21 protein-coding genes and 1 pseudogene are annotated in these 25,555 nt (G+C 61.4%); 15 read left to right on the top strand and 7 right to left on the bottom strand.

The window, feature by feature from the left end:
* Nucleotides 1-39 precede the first annotated feature (39 nt).
* On the bottom strand, nucleotides 40-1,746 hold the full coding sequence (locus AArcSt11_RS07675; protein ID WP_250596026.1) for an ATP-binding protein: 1,707 nt from the start codon (nucleotides 1,744-1,746) through the stop codon (nucleotides 40-42).
* A 187-nt stretch (nucleotides 1,747-1,933) separates the two neighbouring features.
* On the opposite strand from AArcSt11_RS07675, the gene AArcSt11_RS07670 reads away from it, so the two are divergent.
* Together AArcSt11_RS07670 and pepF are read left to right on the top strand one after the other, a co-directional pair.
* Nucleotides 1,934-2,164: a hypothetical protein gene (locus AArcSt11_RS07670; RefSeq protein ID WP_250596024.1), complete on the top strand. Its 231-nt coding sequence runs from the start codon at nucleotides 1,934-1,936 to the stop codon at nucleotides 2,162-2,164.
* Between the two features lie 72 nt (nucleotides 2,165-2,236).
* The gene (pepF, locus tag AArcSt11_RS07665; RefSeq protein WP_250596022.1) at nucleotides 2,237-4,027 is read left to right on the top strand and encodes an oligoendopeptidase F; all 1,791 of its coding nucleotides are present in this window, start codon (nucleotides 2,237-2,239) and stop codon (nucleotides 4,025-4,027) included.
* Here the strand turns inward: pepF and AArcSt11_RS07660 are convergent.
* Nucleotides 4,019-5,068, bottom strand: a complete 1,050-nt coding sequence (locus AArcSt11_RS07660; RefSeq protein WP_250596020.1) for a TrmB family transcriptional regulator — start codon at nucleotides 5,066-5,068, stop codon at nucleotides 4,019-4,021. The genes pepF and AArcSt11_RS07660 overlap by 9 nt on opposite strands.
* A 126-nt stretch (nucleotides 5,069-5,194) precedes the next feature.
* Nucleotides 5,195-7,255 carry an alpha-amylase family glycosyl hydrolase gene (locus AArcSt11_RS07655; RefSeq protein ID WP_250596018.1) on the bottom strand — a complete coding sequence of 687 codons (2,061 nt, stop codon included), beginning with the start codon at nucleotides 7,253-7,255 and terminating at the stop codon, nucleotides 5,195-5,197.
* Nucleotides 7,256-7,421: 166 nt separating this feature from the next.
* On the opposite strand from AArcSt11_RS07655, the gene AArcSt11_RS07650 reads away from it, so the two are divergent.
* On the top strand, nucleotides 7,422-9,497 hold the full coding sequence (locus tag AArcSt11_RS07650) for a DUF7997 domain-containing protein (protein ID WP_250596016.1): 2,076 nt from the start codon (nucleotides 7,422-7,424) through the stop codon (nucleotides 9,495-9,497).
* Between the two features lie 124 nt (nucleotides 9,498-9,621).
* Here AArcSt11_RS07650 and AArcSt11_RS07645 read toward each other — a convergent pair whose 3' ends face one another.
* Entirely contained in the window at nucleotides 9,622-10,761 is a 1,140-nt protein-coding gene (locus AArcSt11_RS07645) for an ABC transporter ATP-binding protein (protein WP_250596014.1), read from the bottom strand.
* Between the two features lie 287 nt (nucleotides 10,762-11,048).
* Between AArcSt11_RS07645 and AArcSt11_RS07640 the strand changes: the two genes are divergently transcribed.
* From AArcSt11_RS07640 to AArcSt11_RS07610, 7 genes are all read left to right on the top strand, one after another.
* Nucleotides 11,049-12,263: a substrate-binding domain-containing protein gene (locus AArcSt11_RS07640; RefSeq protein ID WP_250596012.1), complete on the top strand. Its 1,215-nt coding sequence runs from the start codon at nucleotides 11,049-11,051 to the stop codon at nucleotides 12,261-12,263.
* A gap of 20 nt (nucleotides 12,264-12,283) precedes the next feature.
* Nucleotides 12,284-13,246 carry a carbohydrate ABC transporter permease gene (locus AArcSt11_RS07635; RefSeq protein ID WP_250596010.1) on the top strand — a complete coding sequence of 321 codons (963 nt, stop codon included), beginning with the start codon at nucleotides 12,284-12,286 and terminating at the stop codon, nucleotides 13,244-13,246.
* Nucleotides 13,243-14,268, top strand: a complete 1,026-nt coding sequence (locus tag AArcSt11_RS07630; protein WP_250596008.1) for a sugar ABC transporter permease — start codon at nucleotides 13,243-13,245, stop codon at nucleotides 14,266-14,268. The genes AArcSt11_RS07635 and AArcSt11_RS07630 overlap by 4 nt, the downstream gene beginning before the upstream one ends.
* A gap of 118 nt (nucleotides 14,269-14,386) precedes the next feature.
* Nucleotides 14,387-15,622 carry a proteasome-activating nucleotidase Pan2 gene (pan2, locus tag AArcSt11_RS07625; RefSeq protein WP_250596006.1) on the top strand — a complete coding sequence of 412 codons (1,236 nt, stop codon included), beginning with the start codon at nucleotides 14,387-14,389 and terminating at the stop codon, nucleotides 15,620-15,622.
* Between the two features lie 140 nt (nucleotides 15,623-15,762).
* Nucleotides 15,763-16,362, top strand: coding sequence for an HTH domain-containing protein (locus AArcSt11_RS07620; protein WP_250596004.1), 600 nt, complete (start codon nucleotides 15,763-15,765; stop codon nucleotides 16,360-16,362).
* A gap of 64 nt (nucleotides 16,363-16,426) precedes the next feature.
* The gene (locus AArcSt11_RS07615) at nucleotides 16,427-17,431 is read left to right on the top strand and encodes a hypothetical protein (protein ID WP_250596002.1); all 1,005 of its coding nucleotides are present in this window, start codon (nucleotides 16,427-16,429) and stop codon (nucleotides 17,429-17,431) included.
* 31 nt (nucleotides 17,432-17,462) lie between these two features.
* Nucleotides 17,463-17,948 (top strand): pyruvoyl-dependent arginine decarboxylase, encoded by a 486-nt coding sequence (locus tag AArcSt11_RS07610; protein ID WP_250596001.1) that lies wholly within the window; start codon nucleotides 17,463-17,465, stop codon nucleotides 17,946-17,948.
* Here AArcSt11_RS07610 and AArcSt11_RS07605 read toward each other — a convergent pair.
* Entirely contained in the window at nucleotides 17,945-18,469 is a 525-nt protein-coding gene (locus AArcSt11_RS07605; RefSeq protein ID WP_250595999.1) for a hypothetical protein, read from the bottom strand. The two genes, AArcSt11_RS07610 and AArcSt11_RS07605, sit on opposite strands and share 4 nt — an antisense overlap.
* A 105-nt stretch (nucleotides 18,470-18,574) precedes the next feature.
* On the opposite strand from AArcSt11_RS07605, the gene AArcSt11_RS07600 reads away from it, so the two are divergent.
* The 4 genes from AArcSt11_RS07600 to AArcSt11_RS07585 all read left to right on the top strand — a co-directional run bounded on the left by AArcSt11_RS07600 (nucleotide 18,575) and on the right by AArcSt11_RS07585 (nucleotide 23,565).
* Nucleotides 18,575-19,990, top strand: a complete 1,416-nt coding sequence (locus tag AArcSt11_RS07600) for a hypothetical protein (RefSeq protein WP_250595997.1) — start codon at nucleotides 18,575-18,577, stop codon at nucleotides 19,988-19,990.
* A gap of 58 nt (nucleotides 19,991-20,048) precedes the next feature.
* On the top strand, nucleotides 20,049-20,930 hold the full coding sequence (gene secF, locus AArcSt11_RS07595) for a protein translocase subunit SecF (protein WP_250595995.1): 882 nt from the start codon (nucleotides 20,049-20,051) through the stop codon (nucleotides 20,928-20,930).
* The gene (locus AArcSt11_RS07590; protein ID WP_250595993.1) at nucleotides 20,927-22,552 is read left to right on the top strand and encodes a preprotein translocase subunit SecD family protein; all 1,626 of its coding nucleotides are present in this window, start codon (nucleotides 20,927-20,929) and stop codon (nucleotides 22,550-22,552) included. Before secF ends, AArcSt11_RS07590 begins: the two co-directional genes overlap by 4 nt.
* A gap of 122 nt (nucleotides 22,553-22,674) precedes the next feature.
* Nucleotides 22,675-23,565, top strand: coding sequence for an NAD+ synthase (locus tag AArcSt11_RS07585; RefSeq protein ID WP_250595991.1), 891 nt, complete (start codon nucleotides 22,675-22,677; stop codon nucleotides 23,563-23,565).
* A 133-nt stretch (nucleotides 23,566-23,698) separates the two neighbouring features.
* On the opposite strand, the gene AArcSt11_RS07580 is transcribed toward AArcSt11_RS07585, so the two are convergent.
* Nucleotides 23,699-24,505, bottom strand: a complete 807-nt coding sequence (locus tag AArcSt11_RS07580) for a ZIP family metal transporter (protein ID WP_250595989.1) — start codon at nucleotides 24,503-24,505, stop codon at nucleotides 23,699-23,701.
* Between the two features lie 195 nt (nucleotides 24,506-24,700).
* Here AArcSt11_RS07580 and AArcSt11_RS17065 point away from each other — a divergent pair.
* Nucleotides 24,701-24,850: pseudogene (locus AArcSt11_RS17065) on the top strand (CBS domain-containing protein); the annotation flags it as partial.
* A gap of 14 nt (nucleotides 24,851-24,864) precedes the next feature.
* On the opposite strand, the gene rnhB reads toward AArcSt11_RS17065, so the two are convergent.
* Nucleotides 24,865-25,509, bottom strand: coding sequence for a ribonuclease HII (gene rnhB / locus AArcSt11_RS07575; RefSeq protein ID WP_250595987.1), 645 nt, complete (start codon nucleotides 25,507-25,509; stop codon nucleotides 24,865-24,867).
* Nucleotides 25,510-25,555 lie beyond the last annotated feature (46 nt).

Here is a 25,555-nt window from a genome sequence, read left to right as displayed (position 1 = left end):
CGCCACCTGCCGGGAGTCTCCTACACAACTCAGAGGGGATCACTCGGTCGGCTCGACGGTGATCTCGAATCGTGCTCCGCCGGATTCGCTTTCGGTACAGTCGATCGTCCAGCCGTGAGCCGTGGCGATTTTGCTGACGATTGCGAGCCCAAAGCCGGTTCCATCACGATTGGTAGTCACCCCTGACTCGAAGACCTCATCTCTGATCTCCTCGGGGACTCCGGGGCCGTCATCCTCGATATACACGCCGGTGTCGTCCGCCAGCGCACCGACCCGGATCGTTACATCCGTTCCGCCGTGTTCGATGGCGTTCCGAAACAGGTTCTCCAGGAGCTGTTGCAGGCGGTCAGGGTCGGCAGTAATCGTCGGATTCTCCTCGACCACGAGCGTCGCGTCACGCTGGTCAACCATCTGCCAGCCGTCGTCAGCGACAGTCTTTAGCGGCACCGGCTCGGTCTCCTCGATCGATTGTCCTTCGCGAGCCAGTACCAGCAGATCGTCGATCAGTCGCTCCATCCGCGCCAGCGTCACGGTGAGGGCACTGGAAGCGTCATCGACGGTTGCCAGCGTCTCGGTGCCAAGTGGCTCGTAGCTGCCGTCCTCGTTGTTTGCAGCCTCGAACAGCTCACTGATGATCTGGCTGTTTCCCTGGGCGACGTTTAACGGGTTCCGGAGGTCGTGAGAGACCATCCCCGTGAACGATTCGAGACGATCGTTCTGTGCTTCGAGCTGCTTCCGATACCGCTCCTGTTCGGTGATGTCGTTGAAGATTATCAACTGGCCGAGCTTGGCCTGACTCGCACTGAATGGGTTGGTTTTTGGCTGATAGTATCTGGTCTCGCCATCCTGTTGTCGTTCGATCACCGTCTCGCTCGTGATGCTGGCTGCCAGATCCGGGAGTTCTTGCTTCAGGTTCTCACCAAGAGCGGCCCCCAACTCCGGGAACAGTGTTTCGGCGCTCCGATTGTAATCTCGGATTTCGAGGTCATCACCGATTACAACCACCGGATCGTCGTACCGCCCGGCCAGCTGGATCGTCTCGAAGCGGTCCATGTAAATGTACAGTACGCCGACCGCAAAGAGCGCGACACCGAGTGCCGAGTAGGTTAGATCCACCAGCTGCGGATACACGAAGCCAGCAATATCGAACGCAACTGGCAGTGCGGTCAGTCCGACAAGGACGACAAACGGTCTGGTGTCGTAATCCACCTGTGCAAACAGCTCAAACAGCATGAAGATCCCGACGACAGCAAGCGAATAGGCCAGCCCCATCGACAGCCAGTGGATCACGCCGTGCTGGATCATCAGATGCGAAAACGGGTCGGTTGTCACCGTCGCGGCGAAATACAGTTCATGGACCGGGTTCGTGAGTTTCACCGCGACGATAGCGAGATAGATAGCAACGGCGATTTTCTGATACGTTCGGTTGTGGTGGAGTGCCCGCCCCGTGTAGGCCGAACAGAAGTAGAGCCACGGGCCCACTGTTGCGAGCCCGACGATCAGTCCCAGCATGTAGAACCCATACTGAATGCTGGCTGTCGGTCCGGCGAGATACCCCACGTGGAACGCCGCCCACAGCCCGCTCGTCGCCAGCAGGGCAACAAGACTGCGGCGGGTGTCCCGGTCGGCAATCCGGCGAGCGCGACGAATACTGACAAAACAGGTGAGCGCCGCTGCTGTGAATGCAGCCAGATATAGCTCAAACAGAGGTAACTGGGTCAGAAGCAAAGAAAGAGACTCAATCATACTGACAGGGAGTGATGTATGATCTGCATAACGAAAAAGCACCGGTCTGAGTCATCATTTCGAGGACAGGTATATGTACTCTGATCCGAATCACGGGCCTCGATAAACGACGAAACGGTCCGGGTGAACGGCCCCGCGGTACCGCCGGAGGGCAACGATTTTGTGACCACACGCCCTCGGCGGGCACATGAACCGGTCCCCCGAAGAGTACGGTGCGTACTGGCGCGCATCGCTGTTCATCACGGCGGGCGCGCTCCTCGCGGTGGGGGGCTATCACTTCGTCGGGCCGCTCTTTCGGGATCCCGGCCTCGGTACGACGCTCTTTGGCTGGCTGCTGTTCGGTCTCTTCCTGACGGTTGGGTGTTATTTCGCCGTGCTCGGTCTGGCGCGAACGATCGAAGTCGCCGGTGGTCGGTGAGCGGTCACGGTCTGTGACATCCGTTATCTTGGCAACAGGATTTTGACCTGTCGCGCCAAACTACTCGGCAGAATGAGTTCCGTACCGGACCGATCGGAGATCGACGAGGAGTACAAGTGGGATCTCGAAAGCATCTACGCAACCGACGAGGACTGGGAGGCGGCCTACGAGACGGTCGAAGCGCGGGTCGACGATCTGGCGAGCTACGAGGGGCAGGTTGTCGAGGACGGTACGACCCTGCTGGAGTTTCTTGAGCTATACGAATCCGTGATGCGGGATGTCCAGCAGATCTCCGCGTACGCGCGGATGCGTCGGGACGAGGATACCCGTGATCAGGAGTATCAGGCGATGACGACGCGCTCGCAGTCGCTCGCGGCCGAGGCCTCCAGCGCGGCGAGCTTTCTGGAGCCGGAACTGCAGTCCCTCGACGACGATGAACTCGACGCCCTGCTCGACTCCGAGCCCGAACTCGACGTCTACGAGCACTACATCGACGACGTGGTCCGGATGCGCGAACACACCCGATCGGCCGAGATCGAGGGGCTGCTCGCGGATCTCTCCGAGGTCACCGGTGCGTCCGGCGAGATCTACAACATCCTTACGAACGCCGACGTGGAGTTCCCAACCGTCGAGGACCCCGATGGCGAAGCCGTCGAGATCTCGCTAGCGAACTTCACGAACCTGCAGAAAGATCCGGACCGCGAGTTCCGCCGCGAGGTCTACGAACAGTTCTACGACGAGTGGGAGGGGATTCGGAACACTGTGGCGACGTCCTATCGCAATAGTGTGAAAGCGGACGTGAAACTCGCTCGCGCGCGTAACTACGAGACGGCTCGCGAGGCCGCGATGGACGGCCCGAACGTCCCCGTCGAGGTCTACGATACCCTCGTAGAGACGGTTCGTGACAATCTCGACAAACTCCACCGCCACGCCGAACTCAAACGGCGCGCACTGGACGTCGACGAGCTCCGGATGTGGGATCTGTACATGCCGATGACCGAGACCGAGAGCCCCGATCTGGAGTACGGCGAGGCCCGCGAGCACGTCGTCGAGGCGCTGGGTGCGCTCGGCGAGGAGTACCAGTCCCGCGTCGCCGAGGGGCTCGATTCGCGCTGGGTCGACGTCTACGAGAACCGCGGGAAACAGAGCGGAGCGTACTCCGGCGGGACGTACGACACCCAGCCATTCATTCTGATGAACTATCAGGACGACGTCTCCTCGATGTTCACGCTGGCCCACGAACTGGGCCACTCGATGCATTCGCAGTACACCAGCGAGCACCAGCCCTACGTCTACAGCAGCTACGAAATCTTCACCGCTGAGGTGGCGAGTACGGTCAACGAGTCGCTGCTCACCCGCCACCTGCTCGACACCGTCGAGGACCCGCAGTTCAGACGGCACATCCTCAACGAGTATCTCGAACGGTTCCGCTCGACGCTGTACCGACAGACGATGTTCGCGGACTTCGAACATCAGGCCCACGAGATCGTCGAGGACGGCGGCGCGCTCACGCCGGACCGGCTCGATGAACTGTACGGCGACCTCAAGGCGGAGTTCTACGAGCCCGCGGCGATCGATGACCGGATCGCCCGGGAGTGGATGCGGATCCCACACTTCTACCGGGCGTACTACGTCTACCAGTACAGCACCGGGATTAGCGCGGCGGTCGCGCTTGCCAACAGTATCGTCAGGGAGGGCCAGCCAGCGGTCGATCGGTATCTCGGCTTCCTCGAACAGGGCTCGCGGCAGTACCCACTCGAACTGCTCGCCGATGCGGGCGTCGATATGTCCTCGTCAGACCCGATCGAGTCCGCACTCTCGACGTACGACACGCACCTGGACGAGTTCGAGGAGTTACTCTAATCGAACCGTCTCGGCCTCGAAGTCCTCGATGAACGCGCCGCTCCCGCCGACCGAGACTGACTCGCCGTCGTCGTCGATCGTGAAGGCGCTCTCGACCGGGAACGAGTTCGTCGCCGGTTTGACCATCCCCTGTCGGACCGAAACGACCGGACCCTCGATCGTCTCCGTGTCGTTTTCCGACCCGACCGTCCGCCCCGTGGCGACTGCCGTGAGAGTCTCTCCCTGATTCGACCGAAGCGCGGCCTGCAAGACGGCGTGGCGGAAGCTGGTGAACGTTATCGGGAGCTCGATCGGCTCGTCGACGTACAGCTCTGTGGCGATGGGCCAGTAGTTGCCGAAGAACGACCCGACGATCACCGGAACCAGCTGGCGCTGGACGAGCGAGATGGCGTTGGCGTCGGCGTTCGACGCCGAGAGCATCTCGTTGGGTGCGATGAGACCGAACTCCGCATCCACGGTGATGATCATCGGTGCACGGGCCTGCCAGGATCGGACGGCACTGGCGATCCCATCGAGCTGTTCGACCGGCGTGTTCTCCGCTTCGGGTCCGCTCAGGAGGAGCAGGACCATCACGTCTCGCTCGACCGTCTCGACGAGTGTCGCCCGAAGCGAGGATAGCAGTGATGGTGGCAGGATCAGCGTTACCTCCTCTTCGGCACGTTCCAGCAGCGTCTCGATCCGCTTGAGAACCGTCGACCGGGACTTGATAACCTCGAACTGTTTGATCGACTCTTCGGTGCTAGTAAAGCGCCGTTCGAGTTCGGGCTCCATCGTATCGAGCGTCCCCGAGAGCTGCTCGATGACGTCTTCCGGAGCGATGGCCCGTATCTTCGTCGGTACTTCGTGGTCTTTGACCTCGACGAAGCCCCGCTCGTCGAGCTCTTCGCTGATACTGTAGACGTATCGTTTCGAGACATCCGCCTCGTCGGCGATCTCGCTCGCCTTCGCCTCGCCGCGCTCGAGAATCGCGAGGTACGTGTCGATCTCTTTTTCGGATAGCCCGAACTGTTCTAGCAGGTCTCCGAGTCCCCGTCCATCCATATTAACTGTGAAGTATTTGCTCATCAACTAACTTAAAGATGGGCGGCTTCCGGCTGATCGGCTACCATGCCACGGCCTCGGACGTCAGGCGGGCGTCGAAGCCGAGCTCCCAGACGAAGTAACCGTTCACTTTGGTCGCCGACAGACGACAGCGTCGTCTACACGTACCCGGACTCCGTCGGTGACCACGTCTCGCTCGCTGGCCGATACACCGACATCTTCGCCGGTGAGAAGATCGGTCGGCTCGCTCGCCGGGAGGTCGATGACCGCTGGCTCCGCGCCGAAGTTGAGCGCGACGACGAGCGGATCCTCACCGTCTTCGGCGTCGGTCCCCCGGGCGAACGCGACCACTCGATCCGATTCGCCGTCGACGACCTGGCACTCCACGCGAGTCACATCGCCCCCACGGAGCGCGGGTTCCTCGTCGCGGGTTCGGAGCAGTCGTCGATGGAACGCGGTCAGTTCGTCGTCGCCGTCGACCCAGGCCATTCGATCGCGGTAGCCCGTCATCCCGCGCTCCTGTCCGTAGTACAGCATCGGGACGCCCGGGAACGTCAGGGTCGCGGCGGCCGCTGCCCGGAGCGCCGCCTCGTCACACTGTTCGATATACCGGTCCTCGTCGTGGTTCTCGACGTACCGCATCTGGAGGGCGTGATCGGGAAACCCGGCGTCGGCGATCCTGTCCGGGACGTCGAGCAGCGACTCGGCTGATGCGTCGCCACGGCCCACGTCGAGTAGCTGCTGGTACAGCGTCGTATCGTAGTGCAGATCGAACTCGGCCTCGTGGTACTCCGGTTCGTGAGGGATCTTCTCGTCGAGCAGCAGGAACTCCGGATCGTCCCGTTTGATCCGCTCGCGGAGCTCTTTCCAGAAGCTGTGGGGGACGCCCCACGCAACGTCGGTCCGGAAGCCGTCGACGACCGGGGCCCACTCCTCGACCACGTCGAGCAGGAACCGGCGGACAGCGAGCGATTCGAAGTTGAGGTTCGGGATCGTCGACCAGTTGAAGTAGTGTCGTGGTTCGCCATCTTCCCACTCGTACCACTCACGGTAGCCGTCGACGCCCGCCGCGCTCAACTGGAAATACGGATGGTCAGCCCCGGTGTGATTGATCACGAGGTCGAAGACCACACGGATTCCGCGGTCGTGACACGCATTGACCAGCGCCTCGAACTCCTCGCGAGTGCCGAGATCGCTTGCGGTGTCGAAGTAATCGGTGATGTGGTAGCCGTGACGGGTCGGGCTTTCCAGCACCGGCGTCAGCCAGAGACAATCGACGCCCAGCCAGTCGAGATAGTCGAGGCGTTCCTCGATGCGCTCGAACGTCGTGTCGAGGCGGCCGCCCGCGAACTCCCGGACGAACACCTCGTAGATCGTCGCCGACTCGGCCCATTCCGGCGGCTCGTTCGGCCGCGCGACGGTCTCGGAATCGATGTCGATCCGCACGTAGTCGGCGACGCCGTGGCGCTCGGCGACAGGGACAGCGTGGACGCGAACGTCGCCATCAATCGCCGAGCGGGGGAGTCGGGCTTCGTGGCCCGTTACCGAGAGTGCGGTGCGGTCGACCCCATCCCGGTCGTCGAGGTAGAACTCCACGTCGACGTCGCTGTCGGCGTACTCATCCGCGGATGGCGCGCGCGGCGTCGCGGTGAGAACGACCTCCTCGCCGGTGAGCTCGGCGTCGAGCTGAATTCGTGGCCGTCCCGGTCCGGGCACCGTGAGTTTGTCACGTACTGCCCGGACGTCGCCGTCTGGGTCGCCGAAAAAGTGCATATGCTCACCCGGCGGGAGTTCGGTCTCGTACACGTATTTGTCACCGTCGAGGTGCGGGCGCTCGGGACCGACGATATGTTCGTTGAACGGGCCGTGAATCACCAGTTCGCTGTCGTCGTCGGGCCTGACTGGTGACTCGTCGACCGGTAGCTCGAACTGTGCGGGACGGCTGTCGTCCTCGAATACGCGGATTCGCTTGGTGTGCTCGCCGTCCGGAGCGGACAGGACGCACTGGTAGGTCCCCGAACTGTCGGGACACAGCTCGACTACTGGGGCGTCGCCGAGCACTACCTCGCTCCCCTCGGGTTCCGACTCGACACGCCAGTGATAGTGTTCGTCAGGGTCGGGGTCCCACGGAGCTAGCTGGATCGGCTCGCCGACCGTGGTCGTTCGTGGGGGTCCGGGATCGGTCATATATGGCTACTTCTGCCCCACCAAAGTAAACGGATCGCATCAGCTGCAGCATGTCGATCGATCGTCGGAACGGAGCTGAAATGACGTCTGCCGCCCGTTCAGCACCTCTATCTGTGAATTACTTTTTCAACAATATTTATATCGCTGGGTGAATTTTTAACAGGTAATGAAACTCAGGACCGCGCTTCGCGACTACAAGGAGACCCTCGGTAGCGAGACGAAGTTCCCCGGCGAGCGCCGGTCGACCACCGGCATCTTTTCGGGCATCGACAGCCGGCTCGTCCATGTCGAGCGTGACGGCTCGCTGCGTGACTTCTCGTATCCACTGACCGGTCTTGCGGGCATCGAATCTCTGGCGTTCGGTCTGCGGACGGACGGGGAGATCATCTGGTTCGACGAACTCGACACCGAGGCCCAGAGCTACGCCGAGGGGACCGCAGTCGTCGAAACCGAGTTCACTGACGGCTCGGTGACGATCCGACAGCGTGACTTAACACTCGACCGCGCACACGTCACGAACGTCGAGATCGACGGGGTCGAAGACGCCGATCTCTGTGTGTCGGTCACGTTCGCGCCCGAAGCGACGTCGACTCGCGTCGGCCAGCTCACCCACCCCGATGCCCTCCAGGTGCATCACCGACGTGAACACGACTATCTCGCGGCTTCGACCGAGTTCGAGACGCTTCTGGGCCAGGTCCCCGAGGAGATCGAAGAGGTGCTCGACGAGGATGGGCCGGTCGAGTTCCCCCGTGCGATCGACGACGGGCGCTACGAACAGAACAAGCTCGGCGGCACCGCCTTCGCGGCCATCCCCTTCGAGGACGGTACCGCGACGGTCGTGTCGCTGCTGACCGAGATCGCCGAGACCCCACAGAACGACGCGCTCGAAGAAGTGACGTCACTCGCGACGCGGTATGACTCCAGCGAGACGGTGCTCGAAGCGGGACGCGCACAGATGCCAGACTGGCACTCCGGGCTCGACGACGAGCGGATCCCGACGGACGATCTCCGGGTGCTGTCCTTACTTTCGACGCACACAGGGGGGCGAATCGCCGGGCCGGACTTCGATCCGACCTACACCTACTCCGGCGGCTACGGCTACACGTGGTTCCGTGACGACGCCGAGATATCGCGGTTCCTGCTCGAAGCCGACACGCGAACCGACCTCGATCTCTCCGCGTGGCACGAAGCGAGTACGCAGTTTTACGCCGAGACACAGCGACCTGACGGAACCTGGCCCCACCGGGTCTGGCCCTGTGATGGCTCGCTCGCGCCCGGTTGGGCACACGGCCGCATCGAGGCAGGCAAGGAGCGTGAGGGCGTCGACGCCGACGACGGACCCCAGGACGGATCGGACTACCAGGCCGACCAGACCGGCAGCGTCGTCTCCTTCCTCGCGACGTATCTCCGGATCGGTTCGCCGGCGGATCCGGCACAGGTCGAGGAGATCATCACCGACGCGATCGACGGCCTCGACGACACGCTCGATGACGACGGGCTCCCACAGACGGCACAGAACGCCTGGGAGAACATGACCGGCCGGTTCGCACACACCGCTGCGACCTTCCTGCACGCGTACGCCGCCGTTGCTCGTGCACCGGTCGACGACGAGCTTGCCGCACACGCGGCCGAGCAGGCCGACGCTGTCTACGACGCGATCGACGAGCTCTGGATGCCCGAGCGGGGCGCGTATGCGATCCGCCTGCAGGATGGCGAACTCGACGAGCGGCTCGATTCCAGCGCTCTTGCACTGGCCGGAGCCCACCACGACTACGCGGCGATCAGCGAGATCGACGAGCAGCGACTCGATCGGCTCGCTTCACACCTCTCGACGACGATCGAGGGTCTCTATCGCGACCCCGAGGAAAGTGACGTTCGCGGTCTCTTCCGGTTCGAGGGAGACGAGTGGCGAATGCGCAAACAGTCCGACGAAAAGATCTGGACGGTCTCGACTGCCTGGGGGGCAAATTCAGCGACCAAGCTGGCCCGCGTTCTCGACGAACACGACCGAGCCGAAGCCGACGAACTACTCGAGTGTGCGACGGATCTCATGGAAACGATCCGCCCCGACGGTCCGCTCTGTCTCGACTCGACGTATCTGGCCGAGCAGTTTTTCGACGACGGGACACCCGACTGTGCGACACCGCTTGGCTGGCCGCACGCGCTTCGGCTCGCAACGGAGACCGAACTCGCCGAAATGGCCGGCAACGAGACCCAGCAAGCGACGCCAGCTGACGACTGAGTTCGGGCTGTAACACTGGAATCTTTTCAGTTAGCGACTGATCGAGAGCGCCACTGCTGGCGGTGAAAAAAGACAAAAGCAGTGGGTCGGAAGGCGGTTCGGTTCCCGACGAGTCGCGCTGTCGTCAGGCCGCTGTGGCTTTCCGCTGTTGCTCTTCGGTCGAAAGGACGTCGAGTCCCGTCTCGGGCGAGAAGAGATGGACGTGCTCCTGTTTGAACGTCACCTCGATCTGATCGCCGACTTCGGGCTCGAAGTCGGCTTCGACGCGTGCGATGAAGTCGTCGCCGATATCCAGATGGAGGTAGTTATCCGAGCCGATCGGCTCGACGACCTCGACGGTCGTGGTGACCGTCTGATCGCCCGCGCTACGTGTTGGTTTGACGTTCTCCGGTCGGATTCCGAGCGTGAACCGCTGGCCGCTGAGGCTCGTGTTCAGATCGCCCCCGTACTCCGAGGAGAGGGTGTACTGGAAGGGTCCGTCCACTTCCGAGAGGCGGATCCCGTCGCCGACCGACGTGGCCTCGACATCGATGAAGTTCATCGATGGGGAGCCGATAAAGCCACCGACGAACTCGTTGATCGGGTTCTCGTAGACGTCTTTCGGCCGACCGACCTGCTGCAGTTGTCCGTCGTTGAGGATGACGATTCGGTCACCCATCGTCATCGCCTCCTCCTGGTCGTGCGTGACGTAGATGGAGGTAACGCCGAGTTCCTCCTGCAGGCGCTGGATCTCGGTACGCATCGTCGTCCGAAGCTTGGCGTCGAGATTACTGAGCGGCTCGTCGAACAGGAAGACGCCCGGTTCGCGGACGATACAGCGGCCGAGCGCGACACGCTGTTTCTGTCCGCCCGAGAGCTGATCCGGTTTGTCGCCCAGCAGCTCTTCGATGCCCATCATCTCTGCGGCCTCGCGCACGCGGTCACGACGCTCTTCCGGCGAGAGGTCGGTACTCATCCGGAGCCCGAACTCCATGTTCTCGAAGACGGTCTTGTGTGGGTACAGCGCGTAGTTCTGGAACACCATCGCCACGTCGCGGTTCTTCGCGTGGAGGTCGGTGACGTCCTTATCGCCGATGTGGATCGTCCCCTCAGTTGCGGGTTCGAGGCCTGCAAGCATGCGCAGGGTAGTGGTCTTTCCACAACCGGAGGGACCGACGACGGTAACGAACTCCCCGTCCTCGATGTTCAGATCGAGCCCTTCGACGGCCACGACGGTTCCCTGGTCGTACTCCTTCCGAAGGTTCCTCACTGTAATGCTTGCCATTATTATTTGTCCCGGTATCGGGACGTATAACTCTTACTCAAACGTTGTGAAATGTGACGAAATAGGTCTTCTTTCTTGCGGCCGCCGTTGCAGCGGTCCCACACGCGGTCGTGGTACTGCGGGGTCCCGAACATATTGCCCGCTGTATCCGGTGGTTGTGACGGTTGGATGCTGATCTGTGGAAGGAGTATACTGGTTTCTGTGGGTAGTATGCTACTAGCACCGGGATCGAAACCCCAACTATTAAATAATGGAAGTTATAATTCTTCAATGATTCACCCATGGATATGGACCGACGGACGGTACTTAAAAGCACAGGCGGAATTGTTGCAGCAAGCGCACTCGCAGGCTGTCTCGGCGGCGACGACGGGCCAGAAGGCGACATGGCCATCTGGCACGAGCTCGGCGAAGGTGAGCTGGCCATCTTCGACGACATGGTCGCGGAGTTCGAGGACGAAACGGACCACGACGTCGCCGTCTCCGAGGTCGGTGACCTCGAAGACCGCGTCGAAACGGCCGTCGCAGCGGGCGAAGGGCCCGAAATGTGGTCGTGGGCACACGACTGGGTCGGCAACCACTGGGACCGAGGCTTCCTTGCGGACGCCTCCGAGGACCTGACGATCGACCTCGACGAAGTGTTCACGGACGCTGCCGTCGAGGCAGTCCAGCCGCCGGGCACCGATGCTGTCGTTGGCCTCCCGGCCGCAGGTGAGACGATCTCGTTGTTCTACAACCCCGAGCTCATCGACGAGCCGCCGGAGAGCCTCGACGAGATGCTCGATATCGCCGAGGAGTACCACAACCCACAGCAGGGCGAGTACGGGTTCTCCCAGGACGTGAACGTGTACACGTTCAGCTGGGCACTGCAGGCCTTCGGTTCCCGTATCTTCGAGGTAGACGAGAACGGCGACGCACACCTCGGAGTCGACGACGACGAGATGCACGAAGGCATGGAGATCGCTCGCGACCTGTACGAGTTCATGCCGCGTGACCTCGCATACGACGCACAGGTCACTCCGTTCACCGAAGGCGACGTCCCGATCCACATGAACGGACCGTGGGCGGTCAGCGACTTCAACGACCAGGATGCCGACTTCGAGGTTGCCGAACTGCCCGCGATCGAGGGCGGTGAGGCCTCGCCGTACACCGGTATCGACGTCTGGTACTTCTCGGACATGATCAACGAGGACGAGGACCGGAAGGACGTGACCATCGAGTTCGGCGAGTACTACACCACGAACGAGGAGTTCGCTCAGCGGTGGGCCGACGAGCAGTTCTACATCCCCGTCCTTCAGGATATCGACGAGGATGGCCTCCCGGACGAGGTCGCCGCCTTCCAGTCCGCGTTCGCACAGGGTGTCGCGATGCCGGTCGACGCCCGGATGAACCAGGTCTGGGAGCCACTCGAAGATGCAATGACGGCAGTCCTCACCGACGACGGAGACATTGCCGAGGAGTTCTCTGCCGCAGGGGAATCCATCCGCGACAGCTGGGACGAATAATCCACTAGCCACATTCTTTCATGAGTTTTTCCAGTGAAAACGCCGACCGGTCCTGGGTAGCACAGCGTCTGCCCTCGAAAGACGATCAGGCGGGGCTGTTGGTCCTACCGGGGTTGCTGACCTACGGGATCTTCATGCTCTACCCGATCATGTATCTGATCTTTCTGTCCTTTACCAACGCCGGTGGGGCGGAGGATCTGATCCGGGGCACGTACGATTTCATCGCGCTCGATAACTACGGTCGACTCGTTCAGGACAGCCAGTTCTGGACCTCGATGGGCGTCACCTGGCTGTTCGTCTTCATCAGTGTCGTCCTCAAGATCATCTTCAGCATAGCGCTCGCGCTCGTGTTCACGCACGACCGCGTGCGTGGCAAGCGCTACATGCGCGCGCTGGCGATCATCCCGCTCGGGCTCCCGCCGGTCTTTACGATCACCGTCTGGCGACAGATGTTCAGTCCGGCACGCTTCGGGATTGCCAACGAAGTCTGGATCAACATCGGGAATGCGCTCGGACAGAACCCCGAGCCGATCGGCTGGTTCTTCAGCCGCTGGATGGCCTTCGCCTCCTATGTCGTCACGGAACTGTGGCTGGCGTACGCGTTCATGCTCATCATCATCGTCAGCGCCCTACAGGACGTTTCCAGCGAGCTGCACGACGCGGCGAAAGTCGACGGGGCGGGCTATCTGCACCGCTTTGTCCACGTGACGCTGCCCGCGATCAAGCGACCGGTCTGGTTCGCGTCGATCCTGACTGGCGCGACGTCGTTCCAGCAGTTCCTGGTGCCGTTTATTTTCAACAACGGTGGCCCATCCCGGTACAACGAGTTCATCCTGCTATACGGATACCGCGAGGCGTTCCAGTCGCCGCCGCGGATGGGGATCGGTGCTGCGATCATGGTGATCGCCCTGATCTTCATCGGGATATTCATGTGGATCAACGTCAGGAAAGGTAGACTCGCGGAGGGACTCTCGGAACAATGAGTATGAGCAAAAGCATCCTTGGTGATATCAAGGATGACGTCGTTCACGGCGCAAAGGCACCGATCCGCGCGGGTCGTGAGGTAGTCGGAACGGTCAGAGCGCTCCGCGATGGCCGCGCGTCCTACCGAGATGTGGGACTGACAGCCGGCGCAACGCTCGGTGCGATCGCGATCCTGCTGGTCATCCTGTTCCCACTGTACTACATGATCAACGTGGCCCTGGCAGCGGGGACGGGTGCGGCAAGCCTGTATCAGGAGGGCTTTTTCGCCTCGCCGTCGGAGTACAACCTCGGTGCGTTCGAGTGGCTCTGGTACGACTCGGGCTTTTTCTTCCGGCCCAACTATCAGGAGGCCCCGACCGTGGGGATGTGGGAGGCGTTCACCGGGTCGTTCCTGGCGAACAGCCTGCAACTGGTCATCCCGACGGTCGTATTCGCCTTCGTGCTGATCGTTCCGGCCGCGTATGCCTTCTCACGGCGTGAGTTCTACGGCCGTAAGCCAACGCTGTATGGCTACGTCCTGCTGACGCAGGTCGGTGGTGGGATCTCGATCGCGGCGCTGATCGCGATCTACGTGGTCTTCAACCAGCTTGGGATCCTGAACAGCTTCCTCGCAGTCGCGGTCCTGTACGCAGCGGGTGCGATCCCGTTCAACACGTGGCTGCTGAAGACGTTCATGGACAACATCCCCGAGTCCTACGAGGAAGCGGCGATCATGGACGGCGCGTCGCGATGGCGCGTAATGTGGGAGATCATCCTCCCGCTCTCGAAGCCAGGCCTCGCCGTCGTGCTGATCTTCGTCTTCCTCGCGGGCTGGAACGAGTTCATCCTGGCACAGGTTCTACTGAGCGCGGACAAACATCCGCTCTCGGTGGGACTCTACCGGCTGATCGACGAGTTCAGTACGCCGTGGGGGCAGTTCTCGGCGTACGCACTGGTCTATGCGTTACCGGTGGCGCTGATCTACTTCTTCAGCCAGCGGTACGTCGAAAGCGGGCTGTCCTTCGGCGGTATGGAAGGATAACCCCGTTCTCGGTCCATCCATCCGGTTCCGTTTTGCAAGCCGTTCCCGACTGTCGGTTCTGGACAGTGCTACCGGACCCAAAAGGCACTTTTAACGTGGGCAACAAAGGTCCATACTAATGGCGCACAGTCCCTCTCTTCCGGATCGCCCCCGGCTCGACCTAGACCCCGATATGTCCGATACCGAGCGCCTCGAGGCGTTGCGGGAGCATTTCGCTGAAATACTGCAGGTACACGACGAGCTAACCGAACAGCTCGACTCGGCCGGTAGCCGTCGCGACGAGCTCCGGACCGAAGCCGACCGCCTCGAACGCGAGAACGAGGCGCTCAAAACGTCGTCGCTGTATATCGCGACGGTCGAAGAGCTTTCCGATGGTGAAGCGATCGTCAAACAGCACGGCAACAATCAGGAGGTCCTGACGGAGCTTCCACCGAGTATGGAAGAAGACCTCACTGCGGGTGACCGCGTCGCGGTCAACGACTCCTTTGGGATTCAGACGATCCTCGACGGCGAGACGGACGCCCGCGCACAGGCGATGGAGGTCGACGAGTCGCCAGATGTCACCTACGGCGATATCGGTGGCATCGACGAGCAGATCCGGGAGGTTCGGGAGGCAGTCGAGGAGCCGCTGATCAATCCGGAGAAGTTCCGTGAAGCAGGCATCGAGCCGCCGAGTGGCGTCCTGCTGTACGGCCCACCGGGGACCGGCAAAACGATGCTCGCCAAGGCCGTCGCAAACGAGACCGATGCCACCTTCATCAAGATGGCCGGCTCCGAGCTCGTCCGGAAGTTCATCGGCGAGGGCTCTCGGCTGGTCAGGGATCTCTTCGAGCTGGCAACCGAGCGCGAACCAGCCATCATCTTTATCGACGAGATCGACGCGATCGCGGCCAAACGGACCGAGTCGAAAACGTCGGGCGACGCGGAAGTTCAGCGCACGATGATGCAGCTCCTCTCGGAGATGGACGGCTTCGAGGCCCGCGGCGAGGTCCGGATCATCGCGGCGACGAACCGCTTTGATATGCTCGACCGCGCAATCTTGCGCCCGGGTCGGTTCGACCGACTTATCGAGGTTCCCGAGCCCGACTTCGACGGTCGCGAACAGATCCTCCGGATCCACACACGCGGGATGAACCTCGCCGACGACGTCGACTTCACCGAACTCGCGGGCGAGACCGAAGGACACAGCGGCGCGGAGATGGCCAGCATTGCGACCGAAGCGGGGATGTTCGCGATCCGTGAGGATCGTACGGACGTCCGGATGAGCGACTTCGAGGCGGCAATCGAGAAGCTAGAAGAGGACAGCGCAGGCGATCCGATCACGTCGCCGGGCTACGTCGACTACGCGTACTGACCTGGTGTCCTCGCCAACAATCACAGCGGTTTCGGACGGATCTGGCCACTACGTCTCCTCCATACCTCTTCTGGGTGAATCGAACGTGACTATCGTACAACTACGGTTATAGGGTACTGTGGGCGAGTATGTCACACCGAATGTCCACCCGATCAGAACCACTCGATATCTCGGTCTACGTCCGACCGGCACAGCTAGTCGAGCCGATCGACTCGAAGATCGAAACCGTTCGTCAGCTCGAATCCGAGGGAACGATCGAAAGCGCCTCCGTCCACGCATGGCCCGACAAAATCGTGCTCTCCGAGCGGACGCCGTACACTGGAGTCATCGATGCCTTTCGGGAGATGGAGGCGTGGGCTGACGACCACGACGTGAGTATCCAACCCCCCTTCGACGTACGTACCACGACGTCGTCGTTCACCGGGGAACGGCGAACGATTCTTCGGACGCCGGTCATCTGTCTCACGGTATACGCCGGGGGGCAACTGTCCAACGTCTTTCCACACTCCCGTAGCGGGGAGCGCTACAGCGTTACCGACGCGATAGCGGCTCTGAGAACCGACAGCATGCAGATGTTCTCACTGGAACCGACGGCACCGAGACAGCTGCCGGACCGATGTTGTGCGTGTGACGAATTGTTGACCAACGTGCAGGGTATCGGTGTCTGTCAGGAATGTGATCGGATCGAATACGGGCCGGGCACTCGTCGGAGGTTAATCCGGCGTCCGCCCCCACCGTGAGATAGCTCAAACGACTGTTTGAGTCAACCGCGGTTTTACACGGCTATACGATCTTTCCTGCTGTATGAACAGGCGAACGCTCCTTGCTGGGGTCGCTGGTGGCCTCGCGATTACGGCCGGATGTGTCGAAGACCCGGATCCCGGTAGTGGCGGTACTGGTGGAAACAGGGAGGGGAACGGCTTTGACGCTGGCGACGCCCCGGTCGCTAACGAACTTGTCGACTGGAGCCTCTCTCTCGACGATGACGCCGGGGATATCGACGAGTCACCACAGGTCTCGTTCGACCAGGACACCGTTTCGGTCACCGGACGGATCACGTACGGCTCCAGTTCGTGCAAGACCGTCGAGGCGACCACAGTCGAATACGACGCGGATGCAGCACGCCTCGATGTCGTCTGCGAGGACGTGGAGACGGAAGACGACTCGCCCGACGACGAACCACGGATCTGTACGGACGATATCGCCAGCACGGCCTACGAACTGACCGCCGACTTCGACGATGGGATTCCCGAGACGGTTCGAGCCGTCGAGGACGCGCTCGAGGAGCGCCGCGAAGCGACGTTCGACCGGGACGGTGTTATGAACCGAACCTCCGACGAGACCGATGATGCGGACCACGGAATCGATCCGTTGCCCGAGGGAATTGCCGACGTGACGCTCGACCTCGACCGTGGCACCTTCGAGGAGGCGGAGGAGCCGCCGACGGTGGACATCCGCGAATACGACGTGACGATCGAGGGCAGCCTCGTCGTTGGCTCCAGTAGCTGCAAAACGACCGAAGTAACCGAACTGGAATTCGACGCAGAGGCGGACGAGCTCGACGTGACCGTCGCCGATGTCGAGGTCGACCTCGATGGTGAGTACGAGTGCACGGCAGACGAGTCGGTCGACACGTACGTCCTGCGGGTCGAGTTCGAGGAGACTGCCCCCACGTCGGTCTCGGTGACCGAAGACGGCAAACACGGCACGCGCGCGGTCGGCGTCGCCGAGGACAGCGCGACTGAGGGTGACGTGGACGAAGACGGCGAGTACGAGGACGAGTCGGGAACCGGTGAGTCAGGATCGTAACGCCTTATCGGTCCGACCACCTTCGTCCGGTATGAACACGATTCGGATCGTCTGGGGCGTCGGTGACGGCCCCACCGAGATGGCGTCGTACGACGCCGCGCTGGCCGACGCTGGCGTTCACAATTATAATCTCGTCACCGTCTCCTCGATGATCCCGGCCGACGCCAAGATCGAGGTCGCCGGTACGGCTCCTGATCTTGGGCCGGCCGGCAACCAGCTAACAGTGGTCCAGGGGCGGGCATCCGCGACCGATGGAGCGTCGATCAGCGCCGGACTCGGCTGGGTTCGAAGCGAAGCGGGTCCCGGACTGTTCTACGAGGCAGCGGGCCGGGTTCCATCGGAGACGACGAGTCAGCGCGTCCTCGATGGGCTCGAAGCCGGACAGCAACTGCGAGACTGGACGTTCGGCGAGCCCGAGACCCGGATCGTCGAGGCCGAGGCAGCGCGTGACGAGTACACGACGGTGCTGGTGTTGGCGACGTATGGGCACAGCGAGTCGATGTTTCAGGCACACTAATCATCTCCCGGCCTTTCCTCCCGAATTCTTGCGCCCAATGAGAGCAATCGTTCTTCGGTCCGTGTGAGAATACTGAACGCGTTCTCTGCTGATACTGTCATCGGTGCCAATGGGATCCGCATTCGTTTCGGGTTCTCGTGGCTCGTCGTTGTATGTTTGTCAAATAACAACTCCCACGTAAATTCGTCCTCTGAATGGAGTTCCATCCAATGGTTTGATTCTTCAAGTACGCGTGCCCTCCAAGAGCCATTTTCCCACTGGTAGTAGCCGTATGTCCCAGGATTGATCCCCACAGATCCATCGGAGACGGATACTGTGATCGCTACTTTTTCATTTCGACTTACTGTCTCTGGCTCAACTGTAAGCTCTACTGGTATATCCTCCCCGGTAGTACAATACTGCTCGGTTGTCTCGGGAAGCTGCGGACAGCGTTCTGACTCGAACGAATCCTGTCCGGATGTACAGCCACTTATCGCTACACTTGCTGGCAGCACTCCGAGCAGGTGACGCCTGCTGATCATCTATTTATTCAATGTGTATTTATCGAAAAAACCTTGTGATCAGTTCACCAGCTCTCCCCCAAAGACGACAGCTAAATATTGCTCGACTGGAACTGTTTCGATGACATGGCCGGTCGATCGTTCATTGGTTCCAGTCGCCGTCTGAGCGCGCTCGTGGTAGTCGTTGGTCTGCTGGCACTGAGTGACGTCGTCGCGGCCTCGAACGTTGTCGCCGGGCTAGAGGGCGAGCGCGGCGAGGTCGCAGTACCGACGTGGTTGTTCCTGATAACTGGCGGGGCGGTAATCGCCGCTTCAGCGATGCTGTCGATGTTGATGACCGATCGGAAGTTCATCCGGGCCTACCACGACTGGTCGAGACGCCCGTCGATCCCTCGTGGCGACACGCTGCTCGCCGTCGTCGGCACAGTGGGCGCGCTCCTCTCTGGACTCGCGCTCGTGCTCGTCGTCTACACCGGTTTTACCGGCCCCCAGCTCGGGAGTGCGAGCTTCGCTGTCCTCTTCGTGTTCGTCGGCATCCGCTCGGGGCTGACGATGGTCGCGTATCTCTTTGGCAACCCGTGGCCCGCGATCAACCCGTGGCGGCGCGTCGCCGAGCTGGTGCCAAACGGCTTCGCCGAGTATCCCGGTGTGGGGCGATGGCCCGCAGTCGTCGCCCTCCTTGCGCTGATCTGGATCGAGATCGTCGCCCCAGTGACGGAAGCGCCCGCGGTGCTTGCCTGGGGTGTCGTCGGCTATACGATCTACACCCTCACCGGCGCGATCCTCTTTTCGCCCGAGGACTGGTTTCGGCAGGCCGATCCGATCTCGCTGTGGTTCCGGTTTTACGGTGCAGTCGGGCCGTTCCAGCGTGGCGACGCGGGCTGGGAACTTCGCTCGCCCGGCGCGCGACTCGGCGAGACTGATCTCGTTACCGATCTCTCCGGTGTCGCCTTCGTCATCCTGCTCGTCTGGGAGCTCACCTACAGCGGATTTATCGTCACTGCCCCCGGGGTCACGACGGTCGAAACGCTCGTCGGTGCTGGGGTGCCACCGGTCGTTTCCTACCTGCTCTTGCTCGTCGGGGGCTACGCCCTCTTTCTGGCGGCCTACTCGATCGCCTCCCGCCGTGCACGTCAACGCGCGGAGACGTATCTATCGGACAGATATCTCGCACTCCGGTTTGCCCCACCGCTGCTCGGCATCGCGGCGGGCTACCATCTCGCGCACTACTTCAACTTCTTTGTCGCGCTCAGCCCATCGCTGTGGACCGCCGTCGCGAGTCCACTGTCGCCGCCGCCGCCCGCGGCGTTCACGCAGGTCGTTCTCCCGGCCTGGGCCGACTTACTCGAAGTCGGGTGCGTCCTCGTCGGCCACATCCTCGCAATCTGGGTGGCCCACGCGACCTCCTTCGAGCTGTTTCCCGGACGGCTCCAGGCGATCCGGAGCCAGTTTCCCTTTATCGCCGTGATGGTGCTCTACACGATGGTTTCGCTGTGGCTCCTCTCGCTACCCACCACCGAGGCGGTGTACGTCCAGGCGTGAGCGCGGTGGCTCCAGATAAGAAAACTTATCCAGCGGCCACGCAGAGACACGGGCATATATGAGACAGTTCGATGTACCGGAGCCGGATTACGACCGGTACACGAACCGCCAACTCGCGGCTATCCCGCTGGCCGTGTTGGCGGTCGCGCTTGCGGTTATCATAGGGTGGTTTATTTTCACCGGTGCGCCGGCGACGCTCGGGATAGACTTCGCAGGTGGTACCCAACTGACCGTCGAGACGAGTGACGACAGAGACGCCATAGAAAATGCGTTCGATGAAGAAATCGAGAACATCAATGAGATCACCGGTCAAGATAACCAGTGGTCCATCGAGTCCCCCTCGGACGACGCAGAAGCGATGGAGCAACAGGCCGAGGAGAACCTGACACCAGCTGAAGGAACAGATCGAGTCGTGCTGGAAGCGAGCACGTTCTCTGCGAGCTTCGGGAGTGATAACCAACGTACGGCCCTGTACGGAGTGACCGCTGCGTTCCTCGGCATGGCCGTCCTCGCCTTCGCCCTCTTCCGGACGTTTGTTCCGAGCATTGCGATCGTCGTCTCCGCCTTTTCGGATATCATGATCCCGCTGGCGGCAATGAACCTGGTCGGTATCCCACTCTCGCTGGGAACCGTTGCCGGACTCCTGATGTTGATCGGGTATAGCGTTGACTCCGACATCCTGCTCAACAATCACATCTTACGTCGAAGCGGGAAATTCTACGAGAGCACATATCGGGCGATGCAGACTGGCGTTACGATGACGGTCACGTCATTGACCGCAATGGCGGTCCTTACCGTCGTCGCCTACCTGTTCGGAATCGGTCTCCTCTGGCAGATCGGCTTCGTCCTCGTGGTGGGATTGATGGCTGACCTCATGAATACGTACATGCTCAACCTGAGCCTACTTCGCTGGTACAAGTTCGAGGGGATCAACCGATGAACGTGCGCGAGTTTGCCCGCAGTAACTGGCGGATCCTCCTACTCGTCGCGCTGATCGCACTCTCGTGTTTCTTCCTGTTCGTTCCGGGGGCGAGTTTCGGTGACACGCTTGGAGAACGCGAGGAAGGCGATTCGGTAGGCAACTGGACGAACCTCCAGTACGGCGTTGAACTCTCCGGCGGTGCGCGGATCCGCGCACCGATCGTTGGGACGACCGCTGAAGGGATTGATGTCCAACTTGAAGGCCAGGATCGTACTACTGTCAACAGCGAGGTCGAGACCGCCGTCTACGAGGAGCTGGTCGCTAACGACGAGGACCTCGAACTCCGTGACCACGAAGTTCGAGCTAATGTCGGTGGCGAAACCGTGAATGACCGGACGGTCGAGGTGTTCCACCGGGATGTCACTGTTGACGATCTGGAGGTTGCCATAGAGAACGCGGGTTATACTGGTTCGGACACTGACGTTCGAAGCGGTGTTACTGCAGAGACCCGCGAGTCGATGGTCGATATCCTCGATACCAGAATGGGCGAGTCCGGCTTCGAAGGTGGTACCGTCCGTCAAGAATCTTCCGGCGGGCAACACTTCATCACTGTCCAGTCGCCCGGCAGTGAGGCGGACGACCTCCGCGAACTGATCCGCGACCAGAACCTCGTCGAGATCGTTCTCCACTACCCAGCCGACACAGAGGCTGGCTACGAGGAGGAAGTCGTCCTCACCCGTGAGGATATCGCCTCTGTCTCACAGGTCGAGCGGAGTGACGATGGCGATCGGTGGCAGGTCCCGGTGGTAATCCGTGATGATGCTGCACCGGACTACGCGGACGCGCTTGTCGACAGCGGTATCACGACGGATGGTGTTAACCAATGTAGCTGGCCTGCTGAGCATCCCGAAGGCGGATACGGCTACTGTCAACTGATCCAACTCGACGGTGAGACGGTCAGCGGGCTGAGTATGCAACAGAGCCTGGCCGACGATTTCAACGACGGAACGTGGGTAAACCGTCCCACGTTCGTCGCCACGTCAACTGAGCAGCAGAGTGCAGAGGATATCCGTATCAGCCTCGAAGCCGGTAGCCTGCCGACGACGCTGAACCTCGACGACGGGACAAGTCAAACAATCTCCTCGTCACGAGCGGACGACTTCAAGAACTACTCGCTGCTCGCTGGCGTGCTCGCCGTACTTACCGTTGTACTGATGGTGTTCCTCCGGTACGGTGACCCACGCGTCGCCGCGCCGATGTCGGTGACCGCCCTCTCGGAGGTGTTCCTCCTGCTTGGCTTTGCGGCCGCGATCAAGTTACCGCTGGATCTCTCACACATCGCCGGATTCATCGCCGTCGTCGGGACCGGTGTAGACGACCTGATCATCATCGCCGACGAGGTGATGGCCGAGGGCGACGTCTCCTCACAACGGGTCTTCGACAGTCGGTTCCGCAAGGCGTTCTGGATCATCGGCGCGGCCGCCGCGACGACGATCATCGCGATGAGCCCGCTCGCGTTCCTCTCGCTCGGGGACCTGCGTGGCTTCGCGATCATCACGATCATCGGCGTGCTGATCGGGGTGTTCATCACCCGCCCGGCCTACGGGAGCATCCTGCGGAAAATCAAGACGGACAAGTAGCCGTCGACGCTTTGTTTTCGGTTCACACACCAACTCCCCAAAACACTACTAGGTATTCATGGAGAAGCACTAAATACGCAAAGTGTGTGGTATTCTACTGGGAGAAAGAGCTGGATTCACCAATGTTATCTGGAGACGATACAACGTTCGAGCGGTATCTGGGGGAGAGCGAAGGGCCAACATTTCTCACCACGGGGGAGGGCCTCGATGCGGTACGGGCAGAGATCGTGGAGTTCATCCGCCGAACCGTCGTGGACGCGAACGCAGACGGTGTCGTCGTGGCAATGAGTGGCGGGATCGACTCGACGCTGACTGCTGCGCTCGCCGTCGAAGCGCTGGGTAGTGACCGTGTGCTGGGACTGGGGCTACCAGCCAGCAAGACCGACAGCGTCCACGCGAGAGAGGCCAGGACGATCGCCGACGGACTCGGAATCGAGTTTCACGAGATACAGCTTCGGCCGCTGCTGGAGGCGTTCGAGGAAACTGTCGGGACGGAGATCGGTGAAGATGCCGATCGTGTTGCGACCGGGAACGTGCTCGCCAGACTCCGGATGCTCTGTGCGTACTACGCGGCAAACACCCGCTCGTTGCTTGTCGCCGGGACGTCGAACCGCTCGGAGCTACTGCTTGGCTACAACACCAAGTACGGTGACGGGGCAGCGGATCTGTTTCCGATCGGCGACCTGTACAAGACCGAGGTCCGGTCGCTGGCTCCCCGTGTCGGTGTGCCGCGCCGGATCGTTAGCAAACCGCCGACCGGCGGGCTCTGGTCGGGCCAGACTGACGAGACGGAGCTCGGTGCGGAGTACCGGACGCTCGATCGACTGCTCCGGCTCCTCGTTGATCGTGAGTACGATATCGAGGCGGCCGCCGAACGCGTCGACGTTCCGGTCGAGACTGCAGAAGACGTCGCGACGATGTATCTCGACGCCGCACACAAACGGACCCTGCCGCCGATGCCGGGCATCGGTGAGCGAAACGCCGATCGGTCGAGGCAGCCGTTCTACCGGTGAGCAGGGACTCTCAGTCGGACGACGTGGGAGACCGGTGAGACAGAGGATGCCACCCTCACTGGCCGTCACCAGTCTTTTCCATGGTCTCAGTAGAGCTGTGAGCCCGGCTTCGAATGCGCCTGAAAGACCGATACTATTCTGTCAGAAGTATAACTGGGATCATCAGTACGACCCCCAGAACAACCCCAATCGCGAGCTCTCTCCGGCCCCGGCCTGGAAGACCGGCGTTCTCACCGTGTTCGAGCGCATCCGGGAAGATGTCGTGTAACACGAGATAGATCATTGCACCGGCGGCAAATCCAAATCCGTACGGCAGAAATTCACGTGCCCACGTGACAAAGACGTAAGCTATTCCAGCACCAATCGGTTGCGGGATACTCGAAAACACCGCCCAGCCGAATATCTGCCAGTTTGGCACGCCAAACGTCTTCAGCGGGATCGCAACTGCGAGACCTTCGGGGATGTTTTGCACCGAGATGGCCACCGTTATGAAGATGGCCAGCGCCGGGACGGCCAGCCCGCCGACGATGAGATCACCTTCGATACCGAGATCAGCGAATGCGACGCCAAGAGCCACTCCTTCCGGAAAACTGTGGACCGTGAGGACGCCGACGATAAGGACGAGTTTCTGGAAGTCGGCCTGTGCCATTTCACGCGGAGCAAACTCGTATCCCGTGATCACTCGGTCCGCGAGCACGACGAGGAGAACACCGATTACGAGGCCAACTCCCACCTGCCACAGTGTTCCCTCCCCGAGCCCCTCGAACACGAACCCAAAGACCGAGGCAAACAACATCACTCCGCCTGCGAACCCCCATAGAACGACCGTGAGCCTGTCCCCAATTTCATCGACGAAAAAGAATGGGAGCGTACCAAACCCACAGACGACAGCGGTGAACACTCCTGCTGATAGCACGAGTACGAGCTCCGGTCCGATCATTATTTTACAATGTTTGTGAAATAGCTATAAGCGTGCTGGCTCACGATGAGGCCTGATAGTCTCTACGTGGTATTCTCGCCGCGCCTCGTGACGCGGGCGTCTGCTGTCTATCTGTCATCAGCGGTCCATTTGGGCCGTGATATTTGAGGGTCTCTCCAGAAGGCTGGATCGGAGACCGGACCGGAGTTGAATACCATGGATGTCAGTTCACTCATTTCGGCGGAGTCTTCGGAAGTCTCGGGCGATACACCAGTATCGAAAGTCGTTGCGAAGTTCGAGGATACAGACTGTCGTGGGGTCGTCGTGACGAATAGCGACGGGTTCGAGGGTGTCATCACGCGGAGGCGTCTTACATACTATCAGAACCCGTCGAGTCCGGTCTGTTCCGCTGCCGCCAGCACGTCCGCGCACGTTCCCCAGCTTTCACGGGCACAACTCGGTAGTGCGCCGTGTTCCGCTACGTACTCTTCGAGGAACTCGCGGGTGGTCGGATCGCTCGGGTAGCCGCTCCCGACCGCGCCGTAGCGCTCCGCCAGCGCGTCGACGTGGCGATCCCGCGCGACTTTGGCGACGATGCTCGCGGCGGCGACGATCGGATACGCGTCGTCCGCGCCGTGTTCGGCCGTAATCTCGATGGTGGCCGGGACGGCATCGGCGACCCGCCGGGCAAACCGTGACTCGGAGGGATCACAGGCGTCGACGACGCCCTCGTCGCCCGCCGACACGACCTGCCCGATCGCCGCTGCCTGTGCTTCGACAGTCAGCGTGTTCATGTCAGTCTCCGGATCGTCGATCCGGCCAGTCGGGATTTCCGCGACCGCGGTTCGAATCCGGTCGTCGTCGCACAACTGTTCGTATAGCTCGGCCCGGTGCGCCCGGGTGAGTTGCTTCGAGTCGGCGACGCCGTCGGGGAGGTAGTCTGGGTCCCCCACCGCGACTGCGCCGGCGAACATCGATCCCAGTGCCGGTCCCCGCCCGGCCTCGTCGGCTCCGAACCGTCCCATCGCTTCGACGCTCTCGCTCGGCCGTCAAATCGGTTTCGCTCGGGGG

Origin of the sequence: Natranaeroarchaeum aerophilus (assembly GCF_023638055.1) — an archaeon.
Classification (GTDB): domain Archaea; phylum Halobacteriota; class Halobacteria; order Halobacteriales; family Natronoarchaeaceae; genus Natranaeroarchaeum; species Natranaeroarchaeum aerophilum.
The sequence above is the reverse complement of the archived record's forward strand: the minus strand, read 5'-3'. Positions and strand labels throughout refer to the sequence as shown.

Bases quoted from the DNA above. Each gene is read 5' to 3' on its own strand.
- AArcSt11_RS07640 (WP_250596012.1), top strand. From the start codon at position 11,049: ATGGACCGACGGACGGTACTTAAAAGCACAGGCGGAATTGTTGCAGCA.
- rnhB (WP_250595987.1), bottom strand. From the start codon at position 25,509: ATGGGACGGTTCGGAGCCGACGAGGCCGGGCGGGGACCGGCACTGGGA.
- AArcSt11_RS07585 (WP_250595991.1), top strand. From the start codon at position 22,675: ATGTTATCTGGAGACGATACAACGTTCGAGCGGTATCTGGGGGAGAGC.
- AArcSt11_RS07580 (WP_250595989.1), bottom strand. From the start codon at position 24,505: ATGATCGGACCGGAGCTCGTACTCGTGCTATCAGCAGGAGTGTTCACC.
- AArcSt11_RS07605 (WP_250595999.1), bottom strand. From the start codon at position 18,469: ATGATCAGCAGGCGTCACCTGCTCGGAGTGCTGCCAGCAAGTGTAGCG.
- AArcSt11_RS07675 (WP_250596026.1), bottom strand. From the start codon at position 1,746: ATGATTGAGTCTCTTTCTTTGCTTCTGACCCAGTTACCTCTGTTTGAG.
- AArcSt11_RS07610 (WP_250596001.1), top strand. From the start codon at position 17,463: ATGAACACGATTCGGATCGTCTGGGGCGTCGGTGACGGCCCCACCGAG.
- AArcSt11_RS07615 (WP_250596002.1), top strand. From the start codon at position 16,427: ATGAACAGGCGAACGCTCCTTGCTGGGGTCGCTGGTGGCCTCGCGATT.
- AArcSt11_RS07600 (WP_250595997.1), top strand. From the start codon at position 18,575: ATGGCCGGTCGATCGTTCATTGGTTCCAGTCGCCGTCTGAGCGCGCTC.
- AArcSt11_RS07635 (WP_250596010.1), top strand. From the start codon at position 12,284: ATGAGTTTTTCCAGTGAAAACGCCGACCGGTCCTGGGTAGCACAGCGT.
- AArcSt11_RS07650 (WP_250596016.1), top strand. From the start codon at position 7,422: ATGAAACTCAGGACCGCGCTTCGCGACTACAAGGAGACCCTCGGTAGC.
- pan2 (WP_250596006.1), top strand. From the start codon at position 14,387: ATGGCGCACAGTCCCTCTCTTCCGGATCGCCCCCGGCTCGACCTAGAC.
- AArcSt11_RS07590 (WP_250595993.1), top strand. From the start codon at position 20,927: ATGAACGTGCGCGAGTTTGCCCGCAGTAACTGGCGGATCCTCCTACTC.
- AArcSt11_RS07655 (WP_250596018.1), bottom strand. From the start codon at position 7,255: ATGACCGATCCCGGACCCCCACGAACGACCACGGTCGGCGAGCCGATC.
- AArcSt11_RS07645 (WP_250596014.1), bottom strand. From the start codon at position 10,761: ATGGCAAGCATTACAGTGAGGAACCTTCGGAAGGAGTACGACCAGGGA.
- pepF (WP_250596022.1), top strand. From the start codon at position 2,237: ATGAGTTCCGTACCGGACCGATCGGAGATCGACGAGGAGTACAAGTGG.
- AArcSt11_RS07660 (WP_250596020.1), bottom strand. From the start codon at position 5,068: ATGGATGGACGGGGACTCGGAGACCTGCTAGAACAGTTCGGGCTATCC.
- secF (WP_250595995.1), top strand. From the start codon at position 20,049: ATGAGACAGTTCGATGTACCGGAGCCGGATTACGACCGGTACACGAAC.
- AArcSt11_RS07620 (WP_250596004.1), top strand. From the start codon at position 15,763: ATGTCCACCCGATCAGAACCACTCGATATCTCGGTCTACGTCCGACCG.
- AArcSt11_RS07630 (WP_250596008.1), top strand. From the start codon at position 13,243: ATGAGTATGAGCAAAAGCATCCTTGGTGATATCAAGGATGACGTCGTT.
- AArcSt11_RS07670 (WP_250596024.1), top strand. From the start codon at position 1,934: ATGAACCGGTCCCCCGAAGAGTACGGTGCGTACTGGCGCGCATCGCTG.